17 protein-coding genes are annotated in these 21,847 nt (G+C 63.9%); 3 read left to right on the forward strand and 14 right to left on the reverse strand.

Translation table 11 applies throughout. The features are described from left to right. The first annotated feature begins 64 nt into the window (after window positions 1-64). Window positions 65-1,465 carry an aminoacyl-tRNA deacylase and HDOD domain-containing protein gene (locus KVG91_RS12590; RefSeq protein WP_169376360.1) on the forward strand — a complete coding sequence of 467 codons (1,401 nt, stop codon included), beginning with the start codon at window positions 65-67 and terminating at the stop codon, window positions 1,463-1,465. Window positions 1,466-1,591: 126 nt separating this feature from the next. Here KVG91_RS12590 and KVG91_RS12595 read toward each other — a convergent pair whose 3' ends face one another. From KVG91_RS12595 to tagH, 14 genes are all read right to left on the reverse strand, one after another. After that, complete coding sequence (locus KVG91_RS12595; RefSeq protein ID WP_169376413.1) at window positions 1,592-1,897, reverse strand: DUF3077 domain-containing protein; 306 nt, start codon at window positions 1,895-1,897, stop codon at window positions 1,592-1,594. A 477-nt stretch (window positions 1,898-2,374) separates the two neighbouring features. Further along, window positions 2,375-2,749, reverse strand: coding sequence for a helicase (locus KVG91_RS12600; protein ID WP_169376361.1), 375 nt, complete (start codon window positions 2,747-2,749; stop codon window positions 2,375-2,377). A 124-nt stretch (window positions 2,750-2,873) separates the two neighbouring features. Beyond that, a complete protein-coding gene (tagQ, locus tag KVG91_RS12605) occupies window positions 2,874-3,800 on the reverse strand; it encodes a type VI secretion system-associated lipoprotein TagQ (RefSeq protein WP_169376362.1) in 927 nt (308 codons plus the stop codon). 84 nt (window positions 3,801-3,884) lie between these two features. Continuing rightward, a complete protein-coding gene (locus tag KVG91_RS12610; protein ID WP_169376363.1) occupies window positions 3,885-5,597 on the reverse strand; it encodes a formylglycine-generating enzyme family protein in 1,713 nt (570 codons plus the stop codon). Next, window positions 5,590-6,774, reverse strand: coding sequence for an ABC transporter permease family protein (locus tag KVG91_RS12615; RefSeq protein ID WP_169376364.1), 1,185 nt, complete (start codon window positions 6,772-6,774; stop codon window positions 5,590-5,592). Before KVG91_RS12615 ends, KVG91_RS12610 begins: the two co-directional genes overlap by 8 nt. After that, entirely contained in the window at window positions 6,774-7,478 is a 705-nt protein-coding gene (locus KVG91_RS12620) for an ABC transporter ATP-binding protein (protein ID WP_169376414.1), read from the reverse strand. The genes KVG91_RS12615 and KVG91_RS12620 overlap by 1 nt, the downstream gene beginning before the upstream one ends. Then, window positions 7,478-10,447 (reverse strand): serine/threonine-protein kinase, encoded by a 2,970-nt coding sequence (locus KVG91_RS12625; RefSeq protein ID WP_169376365.1) that lies wholly within the window; start codon window positions 10,445-10,447, stop codon window positions 7,478-7,480. Before KVG91_RS12625 ends, KVG91_RS12620 begins: the two co-directional genes overlap by 1 nt. Beyond that, window positions 10,444-11,163, reverse strand: coding sequence for a PP2C family protein-serine/threonine phosphatase (locus tag KVG91_RS12630; RefSeq protein ID WP_169376366.1), 720 nt, complete (start codon window positions 11,161-11,163; stop codon window positions 10,444-10,446). Before KVG91_RS12630 ends, KVG91_RS12625 begins: the two co-directional genes overlap by 4 nt. Beyond that, the gene (gene tagF / locus KVG91_RS12635; RefSeq protein WP_169376367.1) at window positions 11,164-11,817 is read right to left on the reverse strand and encodes a type VI secretion system-associated protein TagF; all 654 of its coding nucleotides are present in this window, start codon (window positions 11,815-11,817) and stop codon (window positions 11,164-11,166) included. It lies immediately after the preceding gene. Beyond that, complete coding sequence (gene tssM / locus KVG91_RS12640) at window positions 11,814-15,314, reverse strand: type VI secretion system membrane subunit TssM (protein ID WP_169376368.1); 3,501 nt, start codon at window positions 15,312-15,314, stop codon at window positions 11,814-11,816. Before tssM ends, tagF begins: the two co-directional genes overlap by 4 nt. Further along, complete coding sequence (locus KVG91_RS12645; RefSeq protein WP_169376369.1) at window positions 15,311-16,600, reverse strand: DotU family type VI secretion system protein; 1,290 nt, start codon at window positions 16,598-16,600, stop codon at window positions 15,311-15,313. Before KVG91_RS12645 ends, tssM begins: the two co-directional genes overlap by 4 nt. A 6-nt stretch (window positions 16,601-16,606) precedes the next feature. Then, on the reverse strand, window positions 16,607-17,941 hold the full coding sequence (gene tssK / locus KVG91_RS12650; protein WP_169376370.1) for a type VI secretion system baseplate subunit TssK: 1,335 nt from the start codon (window positions 17,939-17,941) through the stop codon (window positions 16,607-16,609). Between the two features lie 18 nt (window positions 17,942-17,959). Continuing rightward, a complete protein-coding gene (tssJ, locus tag KVG91_RS12655; protein ID WP_076952062.1) occupies window positions 17,960-18,475 on the reverse strand; it encodes a type VI secretion system lipoprotein TssJ in 516 nt (171 codons plus the stop codon). A 55-nt stretch (window positions 18,476-18,530) separates the two neighbouring features. Beyond that, the gene (gene tagH, locus KVG91_RS12660) at window positions 18,531-19,871 is read right to left on the reverse strand and encodes a type VI secretion system-associated FHA domain protein TagH (RefSeq protein ID WP_169376371.1); all 1,341 of its coding nucleotides are present in this window, start codon (window positions 19,869-19,871) and stop codon (window positions 18,531-18,533) included. 392 nt (window positions 19,872-20,263) lie between these two features. On the opposite strand from tagH, the gene tssA reads away from it, so the two are divergent. Together tssA and tssB are read left to right on the forward strand one after the other, a co-directional pair. After that, window positions 20,264-21,286, forward strand: coding sequence for a type VI secretion system protein TssA (gene tssA, locus KVG91_RS12665; protein WP_169376372.1), 1,023 nt, complete (start codon window positions 20,264-20,266; stop codon window positions 21,284-21,286). Between the two features lie 53 nt (window positions 21,287-21,339). After that, window positions 21,340-21,846, forward strand: coding sequence for a type VI secretion system contractile sheath small subunit (tssB, locus tag KVG91_RS12670; protein WP_010207547.1), 507 nt, complete (start codon window positions 21,340-21,342; stop codon window positions 21,844-21,846). The last annotated feature ends 1 nt before the right edge of the window (window position 21,847 follow it).

The raw sequence follows: 21,847 nt of genomic DNA on the forward strand, positions 1-21,847 counted from the left end.
TAACCGACCTACAGGTGTGTCAAGCTGGTTATACTTCGACGACTGTACGAAATTGGATCAGGCCATGTCAGAAGTCGCCCTCGCCACAGCCCCACTGACCGCCCCGCCGGTCATTCGGGCTCTGCTCGCAAAACTCGCCGTCCCCTACACGGAAGTTGCCGATCTACCGGGCCTGAATCCTGCGCGAAAGATCCAGGCGGTGCTGCTGGAAGACGCGGTGGGTGCGCTGATGGTGCTATTCCCGCAAAGCCAGCTGCTCGACCTCAACCGCCTCACCGAACTCACCGGTCGCCGCCTCACGGCCGTGTCGCCGGAGCGCGTCAGGCGCATGCTGGACAAGCATGACCTGAGCCTGTTGCCGGGCCTGCCGCCCCTCACCAGTTCGCCGTGCCTGTACGAAGGCAGCCTGCTCGACGAGCCGAACCTGCTGGTGCACTCGGGCGAAGCCGGGTTGCTGCTGGACATCCCCAGCGATGCCTTCAAGACCATGCTCACCAAGGCCAGCGCCGCGCATTTTGGCGAGCCGCTGAGCAACATTCGCCCCAACCTCGACCGTCCGAACGATGACCGCGAGGAAATCACCCAGGCGATGCAGGCGTTCACCGCGCGCCGTATCCAACAGCGCCTGGAAGCGACGATCGAGATCCCACCGCTGGCGGACACCGCGCAAAAGATCATCAAGCTGCGTGTCGACCCCAACGCCACCATCGATGACATCACCAGCGTGGTGGAAACCGACCCCGCGCTGGCCGCACAGGTCGTGAGCTGGGCGGCGTCGCCGTACTACGCGTCGCCGGGCAAGATCCGCTCGGTGGAAGACGCGATCGTGCGCGTGCTGGGGTTTGACCTGGTGATCAACCTGGCGCTGGGCCTGGCCTTGGGCAAGACCCTGAGCCTGCCCAAGGACCACCCGCACCAGGCCACGCCGTACTGGCACCAGTCCATCTACACCGCCGCCGTGATCGAAGGCCTGACCCGCGCCATGCCCCGCGCCCAGCGCCCGGAAGCCGGCCTGACCTACCTGGCCGGCCTGCTGCACAACTTCGGCTATCTGCTGCTGGCCCATGTGTTCCCGCCGCACTTCTCGTTGATCTGCCGGCACCTGGAGGTCAACCCGCACCTGTGCCACAGCTATGTCGAGCAACACTTGCTGGGCATCAGCCGCGAGCAGATCGGCGCCTGGCTGATGCGCTACTGGGACATGCCGGACGAACTGTCCACCGCCCTGCGCTTCCAGCACGACCCGACTTATGACGGCCAATATGCCGAGTACCCGAACCTGGTGTGTCTGGCCGTGCGCCTGTTGCGCAGCCGCGGCATCGGCTCCGGGCCGGACGAGGCGATTCCGGATGCGCTGCTTGAGCGGTTGGGGTTGAGCCGTGACAAGGCTGAAGAAGTGGTGGGCAAGGTGTTGGATGCCGAGGTGTTGTTGCGGGAGCTGGCTTCGCAGTTCAGCCAGGGCTGAATCCGTCGCCTGTCAGACCGCTATCGCAGGCAAGCCAGCTCCCACAATTGAACGCATTCCAAAGTTGGAACACCGTCACCTGTGGGAGCTGGCTTGCCTGCGATGAATTCAACTCGGTCTGACTGTTTACTGCGCAGCTGGTTTACCTGGCTCTACCACCAGAAGCAGATCATCAAGAATCGCTTTGCCCATTTCACACAGATAATGCGCGGCGAACGCGAACCTCTCCGCCCGGGGATCCATGGCAGCCTCAAGCGAGAGCATCTGCGCCAGGCCAAGCACATGCGCGGCGTGTTCGACAGCTTCCCGAAGCGGGACGCCAGCGTTGACTCGGAACAGCTTCAAATGGCTTTTGTTCTCGCCACAGTCTGCGAAGGTGGCGGCGCCAATGGTTTTTGTTGAGGTGGGGGTAAAAGGTTTTTCGTAAGGCATAACTAACTCCCTTTGCATGAACAAAAAGAGCTGCCCCGAACGTTTCCAGGCGAAAGGTGGCAGCTGTACGCGGGCTGGAAACCGAGGCAAAAGGAACCCGGCAGACCCGAAGGTCTCCCACGCACAGCCGCCAAAAAGCACAAACATCAGGCATAAAAAAAGCGCCTGTTGGTTGTTTGACGACGCTGTAGCGTCCTTAAGCATCGGGTTTCCAGGCCCGGTCGCTGATGAGCAGCGACGCGAGGGAGGTTAGCGCGATGGGCTTTGGGCTGCAACTCGCAGAGAGGGTAGGATCTTTCTGGTTGATGCGAAGGCAGTGGATTTGTTCACGGTTCAGCCAGGGAGAAATCCGCCAACTGTCAGACCGCTATCGCAGGCAAGCCAGCTCCCACAGGTGACCGAGTTCCAACCTTGGAATGCAATCAACTGTGGGAGCTGGCTTGCCTGCGATGAAGTCACCTCGGTCTGACTGAAGCCCTACTTCTTTTTCTTCGGCCTCAAATACTTGGTCAACCCCTGAAACCAGATCACCAACGCCGGGTTGCCCTTGATCTGGATCGACTTGTCCTGAATGCCCGTCATGAACGCCAACTGTTTGTTCTTCGCCTGCAGCGTGGCGAAGCCGTAGGCGGCATCCTTGAAGGCAATAGCAAACGCCGGCGCGGGGTGAACACCCGAGCGGCTGGTGATGCGCTGGTTTTTGACGATGAAGTGGCGGGCGACCTTGCCGTCAAGGGTCTGCAGCTGGAAGGCCAGGTCTTTGTCACCCAGTTGCTGCTGAAAGGCAGGATTGGTGCGGCTGGCTTTGCCCATCATCAGGCCCAGCACCCACAGCAGAAGACGAAATTTCATGCACACGGCCTCGGTGTAATTATTGAGTGGCCGCAGCAGTTTAACGATTTGCAAGAGGAACGCCACCGATCTTGCGCATTAGCGGAAGATCGGCTGGCGTTTGACGCTTATAGCAGCATGTTAGTTAAGCGGGTGTTGGGCAAGGCACTGGCGCCCAGTCAACCAGGTTAGGGTCGCGGCAAGCGCCTTCCATTTGCGCCTTGCCGGCATTGGCGACCTGCTTGCTTTCAGCCTGCTTGGCCGTTGCCGTCTGAAGGGTTTTCTCGGTGGCGACCGCTTCTTTCGGTACGACTGGCAGAGGTGGCTTTTTAGCAACCTTGACCGGCTTCTTACCTTTGGTCGGCGCGACAACAGGCGTGGTGTCAGCGGTCGCAACGGTCACGACATCATTACGCTGCACGCCCACTTGCTGCAGGTCTTTCTCATAAGCCTGGGTGTAGTTGTTCAGGTCTTCGCTGGCCTTGCCGTTCACCGCAACGATCAGGTCGTTGGATTCCTTCAGACCCGCAACGATTTCCGCCAGGCGCTTGCGGCCCTCGGTGTCGTTGACGGTCTTGGCCTTACGATCGGTAACAAGCTTGGTGAACGCACTCTGATAGCACTGTTGCGACGCCTTGGCGTACGCGGTGCTGCGGTCGATGTCGGAGGCGCTTTTGTTCACATCGGCGGCATAGGAAGCAATGCGCTGGTTGTCGTCGGCGATCTGCTTCTGACGCTCGGTGTAGTAACCCGCTGCGCCGCCTGCGAGGGCGCCGCCGGCGGCACCGATGGCCGCGTTACGGCCACGCTTTTCCTTGTCGCCGGTCAGCGCGCCCAGCAGGGCACCGCCGGCCGCGCCGATGGCTGCACCGGTGACGACCGACTTGGTCATGTTCGAATCGGTCGCGCGCAGGTGCTGCACCGGCTCGTAGCAGTTGGGGTAGTACTCGACCTTGGTGCTCGACGCGACCTTGGAGGCCGGCGACGTGGCGCAACCGGTCAGCACCGTGCTGAAGCCGGCCGCGATCAGCAGCAAGTGACGCTTGGAAACCGCCTTACGGGAAAAAAGCATAGGTTGTGTTCTCGTTTAAGTTTGACTTGCCCAGCACGGCAACCGCCGCCTGAGTCCCTTCCAAGCTCGCCATACAGCCAACGATCAAGACCGCTGACCGCTCGCTGCGAGCAATTCCTTCAAGATCGTTGCCGGGTCGGCCCGCTGTTGCTTGCGGTAGTTGCCGACATGGCGAACGAACAGTGTTGCGCGCGTCACCAGGCTCTTGCCGAGCACTGGCTTGCGATCCAACTCTTCCTTGATCCGTTGAAACTGCGCCTGGATCACCGCATCGGTGTAGCGCGTGCCGGTGGCCAGGTTGTCGATGTAGATCGCCACCGCGCCATCGAGGGCGCTGCGACCATTGGCGATAGCCATCTCAAACAGCTGGGCGCTGGCCGTGTCTTTGCTATCCAGGGCCTGCTGGCGACTCTTCTGCAGGTTGGCCAGGCGGATGTTGTAGTTGCTGATGGTTTCAGCAACCAGCGCGGCCGATTGAATCAGGTTGCCCGCCGCTTCTTCGCGTTGTTGGGCGATCAGCGAGACGTTGCGCTTGAGCTCCTCGTTGACCAGCCCCAGCTCGGCTTGCAGCTTGGGGTCGACGCTGGCGGCAATGATGCTGTCCAGGCGCTTGGTCGGGTCCTGGGCGTCGTCGATGGCGTCGGTCAACGACGCCAGGCGCCCCTCTTTCTGCCATTGGGCGAACAGCTCCTTGTAGCGCGAGCGCGGTGCCGACAGCGCGCCGATCGCCACGCGAAAACCCGTGGTCTCGTTGCTTTGCTCGGTGCCGTCGGCGGCGAACAACGGGTATTCGCGGCGCATGCCGGTGAACAACGTACCCTCGCCTTCCAGGTAATTGCCGCCCTTGACCACAAAGCCGCCATACGTGCCTTGGCGGCGCCCGGCGTGCACCAGTTGGAACGACTCCTGGACCATTTCCGCTGCGTTGCCGATCACATCGAACAGACCGATCGGGTTGGGCAATTTGGTGCCGATGGGCATCAGGCGCGCGGCCTGGCCGGTGCCGCCGGCAACCTGGTTGAACACCGCGTAATCGCCGAGCGGGCCGTCGCTTTCGCTGCCTTCGACGCGGCGCGGGAACAGGCGTCCTTCCAGGTCCTGGCGGCTCACGGCCTGGCCACCGCGCGCGGCGAACTCCCACTCCACTTCGGTAGGCAGGCGCACAAAGCCCAGGCCGCCGTCGTCCGCCGAAGCGCCGCGCCCGCTCACGGGCAACAGCTCGCGGTGGTATTTCATCAACCAGGCGCTGTATACCGCCGAGAAACGCTCGGCTTCAAAGCGCGACAGCTTGACCTTGGGCAAGCGCCCGGCCATGCCGGTGGGCGCATCGCATGCGGGCGCAGGTTCGCCACTGGCCAGGGACTGCGCCTGGGCCATCACTTGGGCGTATTGGCGCGCGGTCACTTCGTACTTGCCGATGAAATACAGCATCGGCTTGAGCGGGGTCTTGGCATCGGTCTTGGGCATCAAGGGCGCGATGACTTTATTCCACTCCTTGGGCAAGTCCTTGAGGGTGAACTGGCCGTTGATGAAATCGCGGCGGTAACCGGAAATAAACGACTGCTGGTAGCCCGCCTCGCCTTCAGAAAACGGGTAGCCGAGACTGATCTCGCGGTCGTCCAGGGTGCCTTGGGCCAACACGTAGGCGTAGCGGAACACCATATTGCCTTCGCACGGCAGCGGCAGGCTGACGTCGTCCGGCAACGGCTTGGGGTTGTCCAGCTTGTCGCTGGCCTCATCGGCCCAGGCCAGCGAAGCCAGGGTCAGCGCCACGGCGGCGCCTAGTAACTTATACATCTCTGATTCCTTCAGAAGCCTGGATACGCGCCACTCGCCAACCGCCACAGGCCGCCGCCACGGCGCTGACGCCGAGGACTGCAACCAGGCCCAGGCCGTAATGATGCGCCAGCAGGCGGCTGGCGTGTTCGCCCGGCACCTGCACGAATAATTTATTCAAGCCCGCCTCGGCCAGGCCATGCAGACCGGCGCTGAGCACGGCGGCAAAGCCTGCGCTATAGAGCGCCTGAAGCACCACAAACAACAACAGCCCACCGGTGGAAAACCCCAACAGGCGCAACACCGACAATTCTCGCCGCTTGCGCGCCACCGCAGCCAGCGCGCCAGCAAAGATAGCCGCGAATGCCCCCGCCAACGCCAGCCCACAGATCACCCAAAACACAATCGACAGATTGCGGCTCAAAGACTGCACCTGCGCGATGGTCTGCGCCTGGGTCGACACCAGCAGATTCTGTCCGGCGAAAAACACGCGCAGCGACTCCACGTCGGTGAGGCTGCGCGCATACAGGCGAAACGCCGGATACACACGCTGCTCGCTCACACCCACTTCATCGCCGGTCCACCCCAACGTCGGCACTGTACGGCCATCGCGGTAATCTTCAACGGCTTCAAGCAGCCGCAAGTCGGCAAACAAACCGTCGCGGGCAAAGGCTTCCAACGGCAGTACCGCCAGCACTTGTACCCGCGTGCGCTGGGCCTCCACGCGCCCCGCCACTTGCCGCGCAAAACTGCTTTCCAGCCAATCCCCAGGCCGCGCCGCCAGCTTCTCGGCCGCGGTGTGGCTCAACACGATCTGGTCCAGGCCCCTTGGCACCGGTAGCCCGGCGAGCAAGGGGTCGCCCGACGCCGTCGGCAGCATCTCCAGGGCCAACGTGCCCACCTGCGCCGTCGCCGCAATCTGCCGCGTACGCGGTATGGCAAACGCCACATCGGCGCGCTGGCCAAGTTGCGTGATAAACGCGCTGCTGAATCGACCACCGCCCAGCGGAATAATTTCACGGGTGGCGGGATCGGTCTGCAAACGTTCGGTCAAACTGCTAACCAGTCCAAATTTCAGGCCGAATAACACCAGCAAAGGCGCGATGACCGCGACCAGTGCCAGCACCGAACAGGCGGACAGCCAGGCATCGTTGCGATAGTCCTGCCAGGCCAGCGACGCCACCAGACCGATGCGCATCAGCACGCCTCCCCGAGGGTGGCGGTGACGCCGCCGTCGGTGTCGCGACGGCAACTGATGCGCCGCACCTGCAAGCCACTGGCGCGGGCAAGCGGCTCGTCATGGGTGGCGATCACACAGGCCGCACGGTGTTTACCGGCCTGGGCCAGCAGGGCGTGCATCACGCGCTCGGCGTTCAAGGGGTCGAGGGACGCCGTCGGTTCGTCCGCCAACACCAGTTGCGGCGCATGGGCCAACGCGCGAGCACAGCTGACACGCTGGCGTTGGCCCACGGAAAGCGCAGCCGGTTTCTTGGCCAACTGATCGCCGATCTCCAATTGCTCGGCCAGGCGCGCCACGCTGCCGTCGTCCTTCAAGCCCAGCAGTTGCCGGGACAAGGCGATATTGCCGCGCACATCAAGAAAGCCCAGCAGGCCACCGGTTTGCAGCACATAGCCCAAATGCTCGCTGCGCAGCGCGGCCAAGGTGGATTGCTTGTCCGCCCGCCACAGCCCGGCGATGTCCTGCCGGTTGAATTCAAATTGCCCGACCTGATCCGGCGCCAATACCAGCGCCAACAGGTCCAGCAAGGTGCTCTTGCCACAGCCGCTCGGCCCGACAATCGCCACTTGTTCACCCGCGCGCAGCGCCAGCGCCGGGATTACCAGGCTGTAGCGCTGGCTACCGACGCCCCGGTTCTTGTGCACCGCGCTCAGGTTCAACATCACGGCAGCGTCGACAACGGCACGCGGTACAACGCATCGCCCGGTTCGGCATCGCCGAAACGAACCCAGTTGGCCAGGTCATTGTGGAAGGTTTCATAGAGGCGGATCTTCGAATCCAGCTCGTCGATGAAGTCTTCCTGCTCGGCCACGCTCAACGACAACCACAAATCCTGGGTCATGTTCAGCGACTTGCTGCGATACGGCAGGCCTTCCAGGTATTCGCCAAGAATGCCGCCGTCGGCCAGGTTGCCGCCCTTGCGCAGGGCTTGCGGGTCGCGGCTCATGTAGGCCGAAGCGCTGGCGATTTCCTGGAAAAAATCCTTGGGTGACGTCTGGGTCTTGCGCGCGGCATCGACGATCAGTTTCAGCGACTGCTGCAGGTCGTTGAGCTGCAATTTGGTCAGCATGACGCACACCTGGAACGCCGGCAGCGCCGGGTTGGTCAGGTCGCGGTCGGCGGTCCAGGCGCTGACCAGTTGCGGCGCCTGGCTTGCGCCCTTGCGACCGAGGAAATCCATGTGCATGGCATAACCGACCGCTGCGGATTTATCCGCAAGGCTAGGCGCACCGCTCAGCAACGGCACCGGCTGCGGCGTATTGCTGCGCACTTGATGCACGAGGTTGGCGAACACCGTGCCGACCTCATCCACGCGCTCACCCAACTTGCGCACATCGCCACCCGGCACCGGGGTGTAGAGGTCGCCGATCTGCGGGTTGGCGTCGGCGGTAAGGATGCGGTACTGGCTCTCGGCCCCGGCGTGGGTTTTCTTGCCGGCGTCGGTGCGCAAGTGCAGCGCGTAGATCTTGATCTGCTTGCCCAGCGCGGCCTGGCGCACTTCGGCTTCGTTCATTTGGGTCGTGGCGAACGGGTCATTCTTGCGCAGTGCGCCGGCATCGGTGACCAGCAGGATGATACGCCCGCCGTAACCCGACCAATCCATGCCGTTCACCGCTTGCATCACCCCGGCGAACGCGTCTTCGTTGAACGAATGGCTCGACACGCTGGACGCTTTGACCTGGCGCGCCATGTCGAGGAAGCGTTGCGGATCGCGGCCCTGGTCGAGGGTGATCAGGGTCTTGGCCACGTATTCCAGGCCTGGGGTTTTCTTGATGCTGTTGCGAAAACCCACCATGCCGAAGCTGACGCTGTCCAACTCGCCGCGCTCGCCGATGCGGGTTTGCAGTTCATGCACCACGTCGCGGATCTGGTCGATGTAGGGCTGCATCGACACGGTGGTATCGACCACCAATACCACAGCCGTGCGGAAGGCATCGGCATTCGCGTTGATCACCGGCGTAGACGGTTTGGCGGCGCTGCTGCCCGGATCGATGGAAGCCACATTGAGCAACTGCACCGGCTGGCCGTTCTCGTCGAAGCTCTCTTTGGCATCGAAGATCGGCAGCAGGTAGAACTGGTTCTGCGGCACGGCGCTGGCGGTCGGTTCCAGGGCGAGGATCTGGCTATTGTCGTCGCTGTTTTTCTGCGCCTTGGCCAGCACACTTTTGGCCGCCGAAGGATCGGCCAGCAGTTTTTCCACTTCACTGGATTGGCGCAGGAACATCACCGGCGCCCGGCCCGAGCGTTCGGTGAATTTCAGCACCAGGCTCTGCTTCCAGTCGCTGACCTGGGCCGCCGGCAGCCAACCGTCGCTGCGCCCGTCGGTGGCGGCACCGACGCGCACCCACGGGCTGCCGTCGACGTCTTTGCGCTGGTAAACGTAGAGCACCGAAAACGCCGGCAGGGCCTTGCCGGGTGCGCCGCCCGCATCAGTCGACAGCTTCGCCCCCGGCTTGCTGAGGACACGCTGGAACAAGGTCTTCTTGCCCGCCATCAACAGCGGACGCTGACCGCCATCCACGTCAGCGACCGCAGCCGGTGGTGGCGTCACCTTCGGCAGCAGCGCAGCGGGCGGTTTGGCCGGCTGATCGCTGCCGCTCAACCACCAGTAACTGGCGCCACCAATGGCCAACGCCACCGCCACCGCAACAGCGGCCAACGCCAACACCGGCCCACGGCGCTGTTCGGACACCGCATGGTGTTGCGTTGGCGTCACCACCGGCTGGCGCACTGCCTGGGGTTTGTCGGTGGGTATCTCGATGGATTCCGGAGTGATGCCGGCCAAATCGAAACTCATCGGAATCGGCAGCGGTCGCACCAGCGTGGCCTCGGGCGACTCCGCCGGCAGATTATCCAGGGCCCGCAACAACGCCGTCGCATCCGCGAAACGCTCCGCCGGGTCCTTGGCCAGCAACTTGCGCAGCACCTCCTGGTAGCGGCCGTGGTGCACCGGCAACTCCGGCAACGGCTCAGTCAGGTGCGCGAGCGCCGTCGAGAGTGCATCGGTGCCGCGGTAAGGCAACTCGCCGACCAGAATCTCGTAGAGCACCACGCCCAGCGCATACAAGTCCGCGCGGCCGTCGATCTCCTGGCCGCGCGCCTGTTCCGGGCTCATATAGCTCGGCGTGCCCACGGCGAACCCGGCCTGGGTGAATTGGGTGCGGTCGTCCAGTGACTTGGCGATGCCGAAGTCCGACAGCACCGCCGTGCCATCGGCGCGGAACAGAATGTTCGCCGGCTTCACATCGCGGTGCACCAGACCCTGAGCGTGGGCATAGCCCAGCGCCGAAGCAATCTGGCGGATCAGCGTTACGCCCTGCTCCGGCGTCAGGCCGGCGGCGATGCGCTCCTTGAGCGTGCCATTGGGCAGGTATTCCATGGCCATGTAGTACAGCTCACCGACGTTGCCGATGTCATGGATGGTCACCGTGTGCGGATGCGACAGGCGCGCCAGGGTCTTGCCCTCGCGCAGGAAGCGCTCGCAGAAGGTCGGGTCTGCAGCCAGTGCCGCCGCCATGACCTTGAGCGCCACCTTGCGCTCCAGCGAACGCTGGGTCGCCAGGTACACGCTGGCCATGGCGCCTTCGCCGATCTCGCCTTCGATGTCATAACCAGGGATGACGATGTTCATGACGATACCTTCACGACGATGGCGGTGATGTTGTCCGGCGCGCCCCGGTTCAGCCCCAGGTGCACCAGGCTGCGCACGATTTCATCCGGCGCGTCGTGGCTGAGGACTTCGCGGATCTCATGGTCTTCGACGGTCTTGTTCAGGCCGTCGCTGCACAGCAAGTAACTGTCACCGGGGGCGATCAGCAGGTCGAGCACCGCCACTTCAAGCTGGGCCTCCACGCCGACGGCGCGGGTGACGATATTGGCGCGCGGATGGGTGCGGGCGTCGGCTTCGCTGAGCAGGCCGCTGTCTTGCAGGTCTTGCACGTAGCTGTGATCGCGCGAAAGGCCCTCCAGCACGCCGTCGCGCAGGCGGTACAAGCGACTGTCGCCGGCCCATAGGCACACACCGCGCAAGCCACGGGCGGCCAGCACCACCACGGTACTGCCCATCATGGTCACGCCACGGTTGGCGGTTTCTTCGCGCACGGCGGCGTTGATGCGGATCAGGTCATTGCGCAACGCCGCCGAATATTCCTCCAGGGAGCGCCCCACCGGCACACTGCGCAGGCTGTCGACGATCAGGCTGCTCACGTAGTCGCCCGCGGCGTGCCCGCCCATGCCGTCGGCCACCACCCACAGGCGGTTCTCCGGCAGGTCCAGGCAAGCGTCTTCATTCACCTGGCGCACCATGCCCACATGGCTTTTGCTCGCGGATTTGTACGTCGCCCCCATCTACACCACACCTTCTTGTCCGAGCAAAAACTGCGCAAAATCGCCGGCGGCAGGCAGGCCCTGACACCGCAATAAACCGGGGGAAATACGTTGCGAACCACGGCCCCACCACAGGCTCGCGCCTTCGCAGGCCTGTTCGGCGAGCGCGGCCAGGCGCTGATGTGGCACGGCGGCGGCGACCCGCTGCAGGCCGGCGAAGCGGCTGTCCACCGCACGCGGTTCAGTGGCCGGCAAACCAAGGTCGTCGAGGCCGTCATTGAACCGTTCGAAGGTCGCGCCGGCATCCAGCGTGCTGAGCAACAACGCTTCGGCCTGTTCAAACCACGTATCCGGCCCGCCCACCAGGGACGCCGGGTTGGTGTCGTGATCGAGCAACGCCACCACCGCCAGCGGGAAGTAGCGTCCGACCCGGTCGATGCTCGGCATCACCACGCCCGCCGCCGCGTCCGGCCCGCACACGCCCGGCGCCAGCACGAAGCGCCACAACGGGCTGACCAGGTACACGTTGAGCCACTCGCCGCCCAGGCTGCTCTGGCTGGCGAGCAGCCCCGCCGCCAGCCAGCTGTCCCACGGGCCGACAAAACTCTGGGGCAAGGCACGGCTGACGAAATCCCCGCGACTGGCCAACTTGCCGTAGAAACCCAGCGTCGTCATAGCCGCTCCGGCAGGCTGAAGCCGCTGAGCACGCGGCTCTTGAACGGGTTGAAGGCGCTGTTGGCGCGCAGCTCGTAGGCGATGCTCGCACCATCGACGCGCAGGCGCAGGTTGAAGCGGTCCGGCGAATTACCGGCGGTGAGGTCCGATTGTTCCAGCAGGCGGAACCAGGCCCACGGCCCGTCCAAGGTTACGCCGGAGCGGCCGCTGGCCGACGGCGGCATGATCGAAATGCGCACCACGCCAATGCTGCCGGGGTTCGGCCATTGCATCGCCACCGGGCGGCTTGGGCCGTGGTCGTAGCTCAATTGCTGGCCGTCCAGGTCGAGCAGGAACTGGGTGATGGTCGGGTCCATCGAGACGGGCTTGAGTTCGAAACGCACGATGGGCTGGGTGCCCCCCGACCTGAAGAACGCGTCACGAATCGTCGCGGCACGCTGGAAGGTTTGCAGCACACCCGGTGCAATCCCCAGCTTCTGCGCAGCGCCCGGTTGCCAGCGCCAGGTCTGCGCCGAAGTATCCACGTAGGGCTGCAGGTACTTGCGGAAGTAGTTATCCATCACCCCGCCGACGCCGAAGAACTGACCGAAGTCATCCAGGGTCGCATCCCGCGCGCTGCCCGGCGACATTGGGTAACGCCCGGCCAGAGACTGGCGATACACGTTGACCACTTCGCTGACCCAGGCCGCGTTCAACTGGTTGCGTACCCCGCCCATCATGCTGTTGGTGGTGGAGTTGACCACTGACTTGACCAGGCCCTGCACCAGCGGCGGCTGGCGTTCGGCATTCAGGCTGACCCGCGTCGCCGCAGCCGCCGCCTGGTTCTTCGCCTCGCCAAGCAAGGCATCACCGCTGGCGCCGACCATGGCGCTGACCTGCACATACAGCGCGTTCATGTCGGTGAGCAGGCCGTCGATGGCCGCCGGTTCGCCTTCATTCTTGCTGACAATGCTGTTGAGTTCGGCAAAGTGCGCCGTCACCGGGTCATCCGTGGCGGCAGGTGCACTGGTGCTCGGTTGTTCCTGGCCGAGCAGGCTGCCGAGGCGCTCCTTGAGTTTGTCGACGCCGCCTTCCACCGGCACGCCTTTGGCGACCAGTTGGCGCTCTTCAGCTTGCAGGTCGGTTTCCCTGGCCACTGCCACCAGCAGTTTTTTCAGCGGCGAGGAGGGTCCGGAAATCACCCGCAGCACATCGGCCGCCTGGGCCACGCTGGTGATCGGCACAAAGTCGATGTCCGCCAGCAAGGCATCCCACTGGCGCTGGTAATCCTGGAAATACAGGCGGCGCACATCGGCGGCCAGGCTGACTACGTTCTGCTGGTCGGCCTGCTCCTGGCCGAGCACCCATTGCTCTTCAGCGAGGGTGCCGGTCTGGTTCAAGCTGCTCAGCAGGAACGCCTGGCGATAGCCCTTGGCGGTGAAGAAGCCACTCAGCGGCTCGCCCAGCGGCTTGCCGCTCTTGCGGCTGAACACCAGCGCCGCATCACGGCCGGCGGCTTCGTTGATGCGAAAGTCCGGAATGCCTTCGGGCAGCTTCTGGCGTTTGACCCGGTCGTAGACGCGCTGCGCCACCGGCAGTTGTTGCAGTTGGCGGCGCAGATCGTCGATCAGGCGCGGGTCGAGGCGCGCACTCGGCGGATGGCGTTCGAACAGGGCCTGCAAGTGCCCGGCCAACGCCTGGCGCTGATCGGCCGGCAGGTCGCGCGGCAGGTTGCGGTCCCAGTCGAGGGCGATCCAGGCCTTGATGAAGTCCGGGTCGTAATGCTCGGGGTCGGCGAGCATCAAGTAGGCCTTGAGGCCTTCATAGAGGAAGTCGGAATTGCCGCCGCCGTGCAGTTGTTCTTCGATGCGCGTCACCAGGCGTGGCGCGAACACGGCAATCAACAGCTTGCGATAGACGCTGGCGGACTCGGCTTCAAGCATGTCGCCCTGATACAGGCCGAGGCCTTCGGACCAGCTTGGCGAATCGCCCGCCAGGTTCTTCACCGCGTTGAGCAACGGCAGCACCGCGAGCACTTCGCGCTGCGCCGGGCTCAGGTTCTGCACCGCCTGGCCCAGCGGCGCAACCTTCTGGTCGACCTGCGCGATATACGCCTGGTTGGCGCGGTAACTCACCCACCACAGACCGCTGACCACCACGACCAATGCCACGGTGGCAGCCAGCACACCGCGCGCGATCCATTTGCGGCGCCGTTCGACCTTGGGGTTCACGCCTACCAATCCACGTTCGGCAAACGCCACGGCGGTGAACAGTTTTTCGATGAAGTAGCTGCGCCCGGTGCCGCTCTGGCGCGCCAGGTGCTGGCGGTCCAGGTTCATGCTCTGGGCCATGGCGCCGATCAGGCGGTCGATCGGGCTGCCTTCCTGGGTGCCGCTGGTGAAGTACACGCCGCGCAGCAACACGCGCTCTTCAAAGGCATTGGGTTTGAACACGCCTTCAAGAAAGCTTTGCAGGCAATCCTTCAATGCACCGAACTGCTGCGGGAAGCCGTAGATCAGGTCACGCCGCGCCGGGTCGCGTTCCTGTTGCAGGCGTTCCACCAGCCGTTCGTTAAGGCGCTGCTCCAGGCCGGCGAATTCGCTTTGCAGGTGCGCCAGCGGGCTGTCGCTGTTTTTGCCGTCGTCCAGGGCAAAGGTCATGCCCCACACCTGGGCACGCTCTTCCTTGCTCAGGTTGTCGAAGAACTCCATGAAGCCCGGCACCAGGTCGAGCTTGGTCAGCATCAGGTAGATCGGGAAGCGCACGCCCAGTTGGGTGTACAGCTCCTGGATGCGCAGGCGGATCGCCGCTGCGTGGGCGGCGCGCTCGGCGTCGGTGCCGAGCAGCAAGTCCGAGAGGCTGATGGCAATGAATGCACCGTCGATGGGCCGGCGCGAGCGCTGCTTTTTCAGCAGGTCGAGGAAACCCAGCCACGCGGCTTTATCCACCGTGGAGTTGCTGTCCTGGGTGGTGTAGCGGCCTGCGGTGTCGAGCAATACGGCTTGATCGGTAAACCACCAGTCGCAGTTGCGCGTACCGCCGACGCCACGCACGGCGCCTGCGCCCAATTGTGCGGCGAGCGGGAAATGCAGCCCCGAGTTGACCAGCGCCGTGGTCTTGCCCGACCCCGGTGGGCCAATGATCACGTACCACGGCAGCTCGTAGAGGTTGCGGCGCTCATCGCCACCCAGCTTGGCCTTTTTCAGCAGCGCCAGGGCCTCGTCCATGCGCTGGCGCAGGGTGGTGAGTTCTTCGGCCGTGGCGACGCTGTTCGGGTCGGCCGGGGTTTCGGCGGCCAGGCTGCGCATCACCTCGGCGGCCTGACGCTGCGCCTGGACGATGCGAAACACCCGGTAGGCGATCCACAGCGCAAACACCAGGATGATCAGCGCCCAACGGCGTCCTTCCGGCACCAGCACATCGAGCAACGGCCCGACAAACCAGATGATCAGGCTCAGGGCAATCAGGCCCAGCACGGGGATCACCCAGCGAATCATGAAACTGAACAACGCCTTCACTCGACGCCCTCCGCCAATACGGTGATTTCAACCCGACGATTGCGGGCACGGCCTTCGGCTGTTGCGTTGGTCGCCAACGGCTCGGTGTCGCTGCGGCCCTCGGCACTGAAGCGATCGGCCTGGCCGGTCTTGGCCGCCAGAATCTCCAGCACCGACTTGGCCCGTGCTTCGGACAAGGCCCAGTTGGACGGAAAGCGCAGCGTGGCAATCGGGCGGTTATCGCTGTGACCGGTGACACGCACCTGGCCCTTGACCTTGCGGATAGCGTCGGCAATGCGCAGCATCAGTGGCTGATAATCGTCGACGATGCTGGCGCTGGCGGAGGCGAACAGTTCATCGCCACGAATGGTCACCACCGAGCGATCGACCTTATCTTCCACGGCGACGCGGCCGGCCTTGATTTCCTCAGCGAGGAAGCCCGCCAGGCGCGGCCGCTCAATGACTTTGGGCTGCGCCACCGGACGGTCGATGGCCTGCACCGGGATTTCCCCCAGCGCATGGATATTCTTGAATACCGGCTCGGCGTCAGCCGCCAGCAACAGGCGCAAGACAAACAGCAGCGCCAACAGCAGCGCCAGGCCGATGGCCACGGCGATCCACGGCGGCATGAATTGCGCCAGGCGATCACGCGCCACGGTCACGCCGCGCCAGTGCGGCGACAGCTCGCGCTCATGCTCCCCACGGGCGCTGCGAATGGCCGCGGCGGTGCGTTCGCGCAGGGCTTCCAGCTGGCTACGACCGTCGTTCATCACGCGATAGCGGCCTTCGAAACCCAGGCACATGCACAAGTACAACAGCTCCAGCAGGTACAGGCGTTCGCGTGGGCTTTGCAGGCAGTGGTCGAGCAACTGGAAGACCTTTTCGCCGCCCCAGGCTTCGTTGTGCACGGTGATCAGCAGGCTTTGCTTACCCCAATCACTGGTGCTGCCCCACGGCGTGCTCAGCACCGCCTCATCCAGCGCCGTACACAGCGCGTAGCGCGCCAGCAGCACTTCGTTGCGGGCGACGCCGGCGGCTTCGGCGCGCTCTTCGAACTGGCGCAGGTAGGCCAGCAACTGCGCACGCAGGCTGGCCGGCGCCGGGTGAGCGATGGTGCTGCGCAGACGCGTCAGCAAGGCGAGCAGCGGACCGGCGGCGCTTTCCAGCGGGTTCAGGCCCTGGCCCTTGCCGGTGAGCATCGGCGCGGCCGGCATCGCCAAAGGCGCAGGTTCGGCGCGCGCAGGTTCCGGCGCCCGGCCACCCGGACGCGGCATGAACTGGGTGCGGTCATCATCGTTGGGGTGCATCGCGGATTATCCTCGGATCGCCCAGAAGGCCAGGTTCAAGCCCGGGAACTGCCCGGCGATGTGAAAAGCGAAACCGCCGGAATTGCTCAGCTGTTGCCAGGCCTCGCTGCCACGGTCCAGCTCGTAATAGGTCGAGCCCGCGTGATACGGCAGTTGGCGTGGCGCCACCGGCAACGGCAACAGGCTGATGCCCGGCAGTTGCAGGTTGACCAGGTCGCGGATGTGTTCCACCGAACCGACTTTGCTCTGCTGGCCGAAACGCGCGCGCAGGGTTTCGCCGGGCACATCGGCACGCACCACCAGGATGAAGCTGGCGCTGTCGAGCAAGGTCTTGTCGGCCAGCATCGCCACATGGACGCCGTAGGCTTTCTCGACAATCGGGATCGGCGTGGCCTTGCTGTCGATCAGCATCGACAGCGCTTCGCGCAATGCCGTCATCACCGGGGCGAAGCTCAGGGCCAGGTCGTCGTGCTGGTACTGCGGGTATTCCTGAGGGCGGCGGCCCGAGGTCGAAAAGGTCGAGAACTCGCCGGCCAGGCTGACCAGTTCGCTGTAGAAGCGCTCGGGGTGCAACGGGCTCAGTTGGCTCAAATGCTGGACCAGTGGTTGGGCCCGGTTGACCAGTTGCAGCAGCATGAAGTCGGCAATCTCCGACGCACCGCCGGCGCCCGACGCAACCACGCGGCCAGCCAGGGCCTCGCCGCGCTGGTGCAGCAGGCCGAGCAATTCACTGCGAAACGCGGTCAGCGGCTTGCTCGCGGCCACGTCGAGTACGGGCGGAATGTAAGTGTCGTCGAGCACCAGCGCGCGGTCGGCACGTTTTTCCTTGATGCGCACCAGGCCCACGGCGGCGTAGTCGCTGATGCCATCCTGGGCGGTCAGCAAGCGCAGGGCACGTGAACCAACGGCCACGGGCGCGCGGTTTTCGAACGGCGCGTTATCGTCACGCACTTCGCGTACCTGGCTCACGTAACGCGCGGCTTCCAGGGCTTCGCCTTCTTCCACGGTATCGCGGGCGCCAGCGCGCTTGAGCGGCAGGGCCAGGTACACCAGGCCGTCGCGCAGGTTGTCGTCGATATTCAGCGGGCTCGGCGCCAGGTCATCCTGGGGAATATTGAATGGCGTGCCGTCGGGCAACAGGCCGCGTGCCGAGACGATTGCCAGCTTGCCCTGGGCCAGCAGGCCCTGGTCGATCAGCAACTCGGAAAAACCCCAGGCGCCTGCGCACAGCGGGCGGCTGCGGGCGTCGATCAGGTTTTCCAGGTAACGGTCATGCTGCTGGAAGTGCTGCGTTCCGATGAACATGCCTTCCGACCAGACCACGCGATTATTCCAGGACATGGGAGCTCCGATTGCTTCTTATTGGGCAGGGCTGGATGGGGAGGCCACGACGTCGGCGCGCACGGCACGCACATCGAGGCTGATCTGGTATTCGGTGTATTGGCGCGCGGGCACGTTGATGACCGTGCGCCATTGCGCGCGGTCCAACTCGCGATAACCGACCAATAGCCCGATCTGACGGGTGGACGGGTCGAGGTCGCGCTGAATGCTTAGTTGCGCGCCGGGCTGCACCACCACTTCGTCCTGGTCCAGCAGGTCCAGGCCGAGGGTCGATTGCGCGCGGTCCGCCAGGGCGAAATAGTCGGAACGGGCGAACGTGGCGGCGTTCTTCAGCTCGAAGATGCGCACCCGCACCGGCGCGGCCTGGCCATCGGCACCGGGGTTAAGCCCGCTGATCGCGTGGAAGTGCAGCTCGACGGCAGCCGTGTCTGCTTCAGCTTCTGCTTCGGCAGGCGCTTCGGGTTTGGCGGCGTCTTTGGCACACGCCGTCAGCAGAAGCAGTGTGGCAACTGCGAGTAAAAACCTGGGAATCATCCTGCGTCCTCAATGACGTACTTGGCTATCCGTTAATCCATGTGTTGCGGCGCGGTTACCGACGCTGTCGGGCGCTGTGTTCTTCGTAGGCCCGGCTGAATTCGCGGCCGAACAGGTCCTGGAAATCTTCCTGGGCCTCGCGGGAAATATTGCTATAGAGCTCGGTGAACTGCTGCCAGTACTGGGCCTGGCGCGAGCCGTTGAAAAGGCTCGACAACCCGCCGGGTTTGCCCATGCGCTCTTCCAATTGCGCCGGCTCGAAGCGACCGAGCAGGTGTTTGATCGCCGCCTCCACGCCGGCCATCACCGCCAACTGGTGCGCACGCAGGTCGTCGAAGCTGTCGCGTACGGCAAGGTCCGGCGCCATAAACGCCTGGTTGCCATGGCGCAGCAAAAGCAGCAGTGCTTCATCGGCATTCGGCGCGAATTTCAACGGATTGTTTTCGGCGGGCTGGATCATCGTCTGCTGCATGCGGAACTCGCCCTTGAGGCTGGCGCGGGCTCGCAACACGTCGATCAGGCCTTCGACCATCAGGCGGTAGCTACGGCCGATGCTCTCCATCTGAGCCTGCGCCTGAGCCTTGTCCAGGCGCAGTTGGTCGAGGCCAGCGCCGCGCAGGAAGGCTTGCAGGAGGTCGGGTTGCTGGTTGTCCGCCACGGGAAGCACGGGCTCGACCACGGGTGGCGGCTGGATGACTGGTGCAGGCGGCGGCGGTTGTGGGGGTGATACAGGTGCGCTGATCACAGGTGCAGGCGCGTCGCCAAACAGGTCCCAATCCTCGGGGATCACCGCGCCTGACGTCACAGGCGCCTGTTCCACCGGCACGGTAACCGGCGTTGGCGGGCGGAAGTCGTGCTGCTCGCTAGGCACGTGGTCCGGCACGGTCGACGGCGGCACGGCGGTGGGACTGAGAAAATCAAACAGGTCCGGCAGCGTATCCATCGAGGACGCGCTCTGGAACTGCGGCGCGATCGCCGGCACGGGCGTGGGCGTGTTCACCACGGCGCCCATCAACGCTTCAAAGCTGTTGGGTGATTCGCCGGCAAACGGCTGGCTGTCGACGGCCTGCACGTTGAAATCGATACGCGCCTGAATCTCGTAATCGCCGATACGGATCAACTCACCGTCCTGCAACGGCTCGCTGTTGCCCCGCCGCATACGAACACCGGCCTTGACCAACTCCACACCGTTAGTACTGTTATCGGTCAGGTAATAACGGCCGTCTTTGTATTGAATAACGCAATGTTGCGAGGAGACCAGGCGCTCTGGGTCTGGCAGTACCCAGTCATTATCCGAGCTGCGGCCGATAGCCATCGAGCCCTGGCTCATGGACTTTTCGGCGCACTGCCCAGGGGTAATCTTGTGATAACTAGTGATAGTCAAACACAGCGACATCTTGCCTCCTTGCTGATACTTCGCGCGCGGTCGATTCCCGGGACAGCGCTTCCCGGGATATCCCCATCGGCCGAGTTTCGACCGTCTAAACCTGCCAATGCCCAGCGTGATCGCTGATCTTAACTGGCCTCTATGACAAAAATCCCGTGCCGGTGCGCCGTTCGACCCATCAGTCGCACAGGTTGTTAAGCACCGCACATCTGTCACACAGGGCGAATAGCTTACCTTGACAAGGCATAAGTACTACACCAAAAATGCACAACTTCTTGCATTCCAATGATGGCACATTAGTGGCGCGTTGTTTATATGACCAAGAAAACATGCAAAGTTCCTCGCGCAACTAATGCATGAACCGCCCGCCATCTAACGGGCCGATAGGGAGATCGATTTCAGTGGATGTGCCGTTGCTGCTCACCGCCGTTTCCGCGACTTCGCCCTGTGGTGAAGACATGGAATATGACGCGCAATTTCTGCAATTGGAACGTGATGCCAAGGGCCAGCCCGAGCGCAGCATGGGCGACTCGATCCTGCCCGCCGAACCGCCGGAGTGGCGCAGCATTCAGCAGCAAAGCCTCGACTTGCTGTCGCGCAGCAAAGACCTGCGCATCACCCATTTCCTGCTGCAAAGCGCCCTCGCCCTCCAGGGCGTGGCCGGCCTGGCCGAGGCCCTGGGGTTGATCAACGCGTTGTTGCGCGATTACTGGGCCGACCTGCACCCGCGCCTGGATGCCGACGACGATAACGACCCTACCGTGCGCATCAATGCCCTTACCGGCATGACCTGCGACACGAACATTCGCCTGCTGCGCGAAAGTATCCTCACGCGCTCGCGCACCTTTGGCCCCGTCAGCCTGCGCGCGGCACTCAACGCCAGTGGCCTGCTGAGCTTCCCCGATGAACAACTCGGCGCCCAGCAACTCAACGCCGCGTTCCTCGACAGCGACCCCGAGCAACTGCAAGCCACACGCGACGCCTTGAGTGCAGCGCGTGCAGCGTGCGAAGCCATCGAACAACAGGTCAACGAGCAGGTCGGTTCCGCCCAGGGCGTGGACCTCACGGCCTTGAAGCAACCGCTCAAGCAGGCGCTGCACATCCTAAATCAGGCGGTGCCGGGCAGCGACAGCAGCGGCGAACCCGAGGCGGTCAGTGACGACCGTGCCCCCTCGGCCGATTTCGCCACCGCCGCTCCCGCAGCACCACGCCCGGCCGGTGATATCGCCAGCCGCGATGACGTGTTGCGCAGCCTCGACAAGATCCTTGCGTACTACACCCGGCACGAGCCCTCGAGCCCGCTGCCGGTGTTGTTGAACCGGGCGAAAAATCTGGTGCACGCCGACTTCGCGGCCATCGTGCGCAATCTGATTCCCGATGGCATGTCCCAATTTGAAAACCTGCGCGGCCCGGACGGCGAGTAAGCCGCCCGACTGTGCAGTAACAACACCGTCGCTAAGCGACCAGGAGCAGCAACGTGGCGAAGCAAAGTTCTCAGAAATTCATCGCGCGCAACCGCGCGCCTCGAGTGCAGATCGAGTACGACGTCGAGCTTTACGGCGCCGAGAAAAAGGTCCAGCTGCCCTTCGTGATGGGCGTGATGGCCGACCTCGCCGGCAAGCCTGCCGAGCCGTTGGCGCCGGTGGCCGACCGCAAGTTCCTTGAAGTGGACGTCGACAACTTCGACTCGCGCCTCAAGGCCATGCAGCCGCGCGTGGCGTTCCACGTGCCCAACGAGCTGACAGGCGAAGGCAACCTGAGCCTGGACATCACCTTCGAAAGCATGGACGACTTCAGCCCGGCCGCCGTGGCCCGCAAGGTCGACTCGCTGAACCAGTTGCTCGAAGCCCGTACACAGCTGGCCAACCTGCTGACCTACATGGACGGCAAGACCGGCGCTGAAGAAATCATCATGAAGGCAATCAAGGACCCGGCACTGCTTCAGGCACTTGCCAGCGCGCCCAAGCCTGCAGGGGACCAGTAAT

The sequence above is a fragment of the Pseudomonas azadiae genome (genome assembly GCF_019145355.1).
Lineage (GTDB): Bacteria > Pseudomonadota > Gammaproteobacteria > Pseudomonadales > Pseudomonadaceae > Aquipseudomonas > Aquipseudomonas azadiae.

Coding starts and splice junctions, on each gene's coding strand:
- KVG91_RS12590 (WP_169376360.1), top strand. CDS start 65: ATGTCAGAAGTCGCCCTCGCCACAGCCCCACTGACCGCCCCGCCGGTC.
- KVG91_RS12595 (WP_169376413.1), bottom strand. CDS start 1,897: ATGCCTTACGAAAAACCTTTTACCCCCACCTCAACAAAAACCATTGGC.
- KVG91_RS12600 (WP_169376361.1), bottom strand. CDS start 2,749: ATGAAATTTCGTCTTCTGCTGTGGGTGCTGGGCCTGATGATGGGCAAA.
- tagQ (WP_169376362.1), bottom strand. CDS start 3,800: ATGCTTTTTTCCCGTAAGGCGGTTTCCAAGCGTCACTTGCTGCTGATC.
- KVG91_RS12610 (WP_169376363.1), bottom strand. CDS start 5,597: ATGTATAAGTTACTAGGCGCCGCCGTGGCGCTGACCCTGGCTTCGCTG.
- KVG91_RS12615 (WP_169376364.1), bottom strand. CDS start 6,774: ATGCGCATCGGTCTGGTGGCGTCGCTGGCCTGGCAGGACTATCGCAAC.
- KVG91_RS12620 (WP_169376414.1), bottom strand. CDS start 7,478: ATGTTGAACCTGAGCGCGGTGCACAAGAACCGGGGCGTCGGTAGCCAG.
- KVG91_RS12625 (WP_169376365.1), bottom strand. CDS start 10,447: ATGAACATCGTCATCCCTGGTTATGACATCGAAGGCGAGATCGGCGAA.
- KVG91_RS12630 (WP_169376366.1), bottom strand. CDS start 11,163: ATGGGGGCGACGTACAAATCCGCGAGCAAAAGCCATGTGGGCATGGTG.
- tagF (WP_169376367.1), bottom strand. CDS start 11,817: ATGACGACGCTGGGTTTCTACGGCAAGTTGGCCAGTCGCGGGGATTTC.
- KVG91_RS12645 (WP_169376369.1), bottom strand. CDS start 16,600: ATGCACCCCAACGATGATGACCGCACCCAGTTCATGCCGCGTCCGGGT.
- tssK (WP_169376370.1), bottom strand. CDS start 17,941: ATGTCCTGGAATAATCGCGTGGTCTGGTCGGAAGGCATGTTCATCGGA.
- tssJ (WP_076952062.1), bottom strand. CDS start 18,475: ATGATTCCCAGGTTTTTACTCGCAGTTGCCACACTGCTTCTGCTGACG.
- tagH (WP_169376371.1), bottom strand. CDS start 19,871: ATGTCGCTGTGTTTGACTATCACTAGTTATCACAAGATTACCCCTGGG.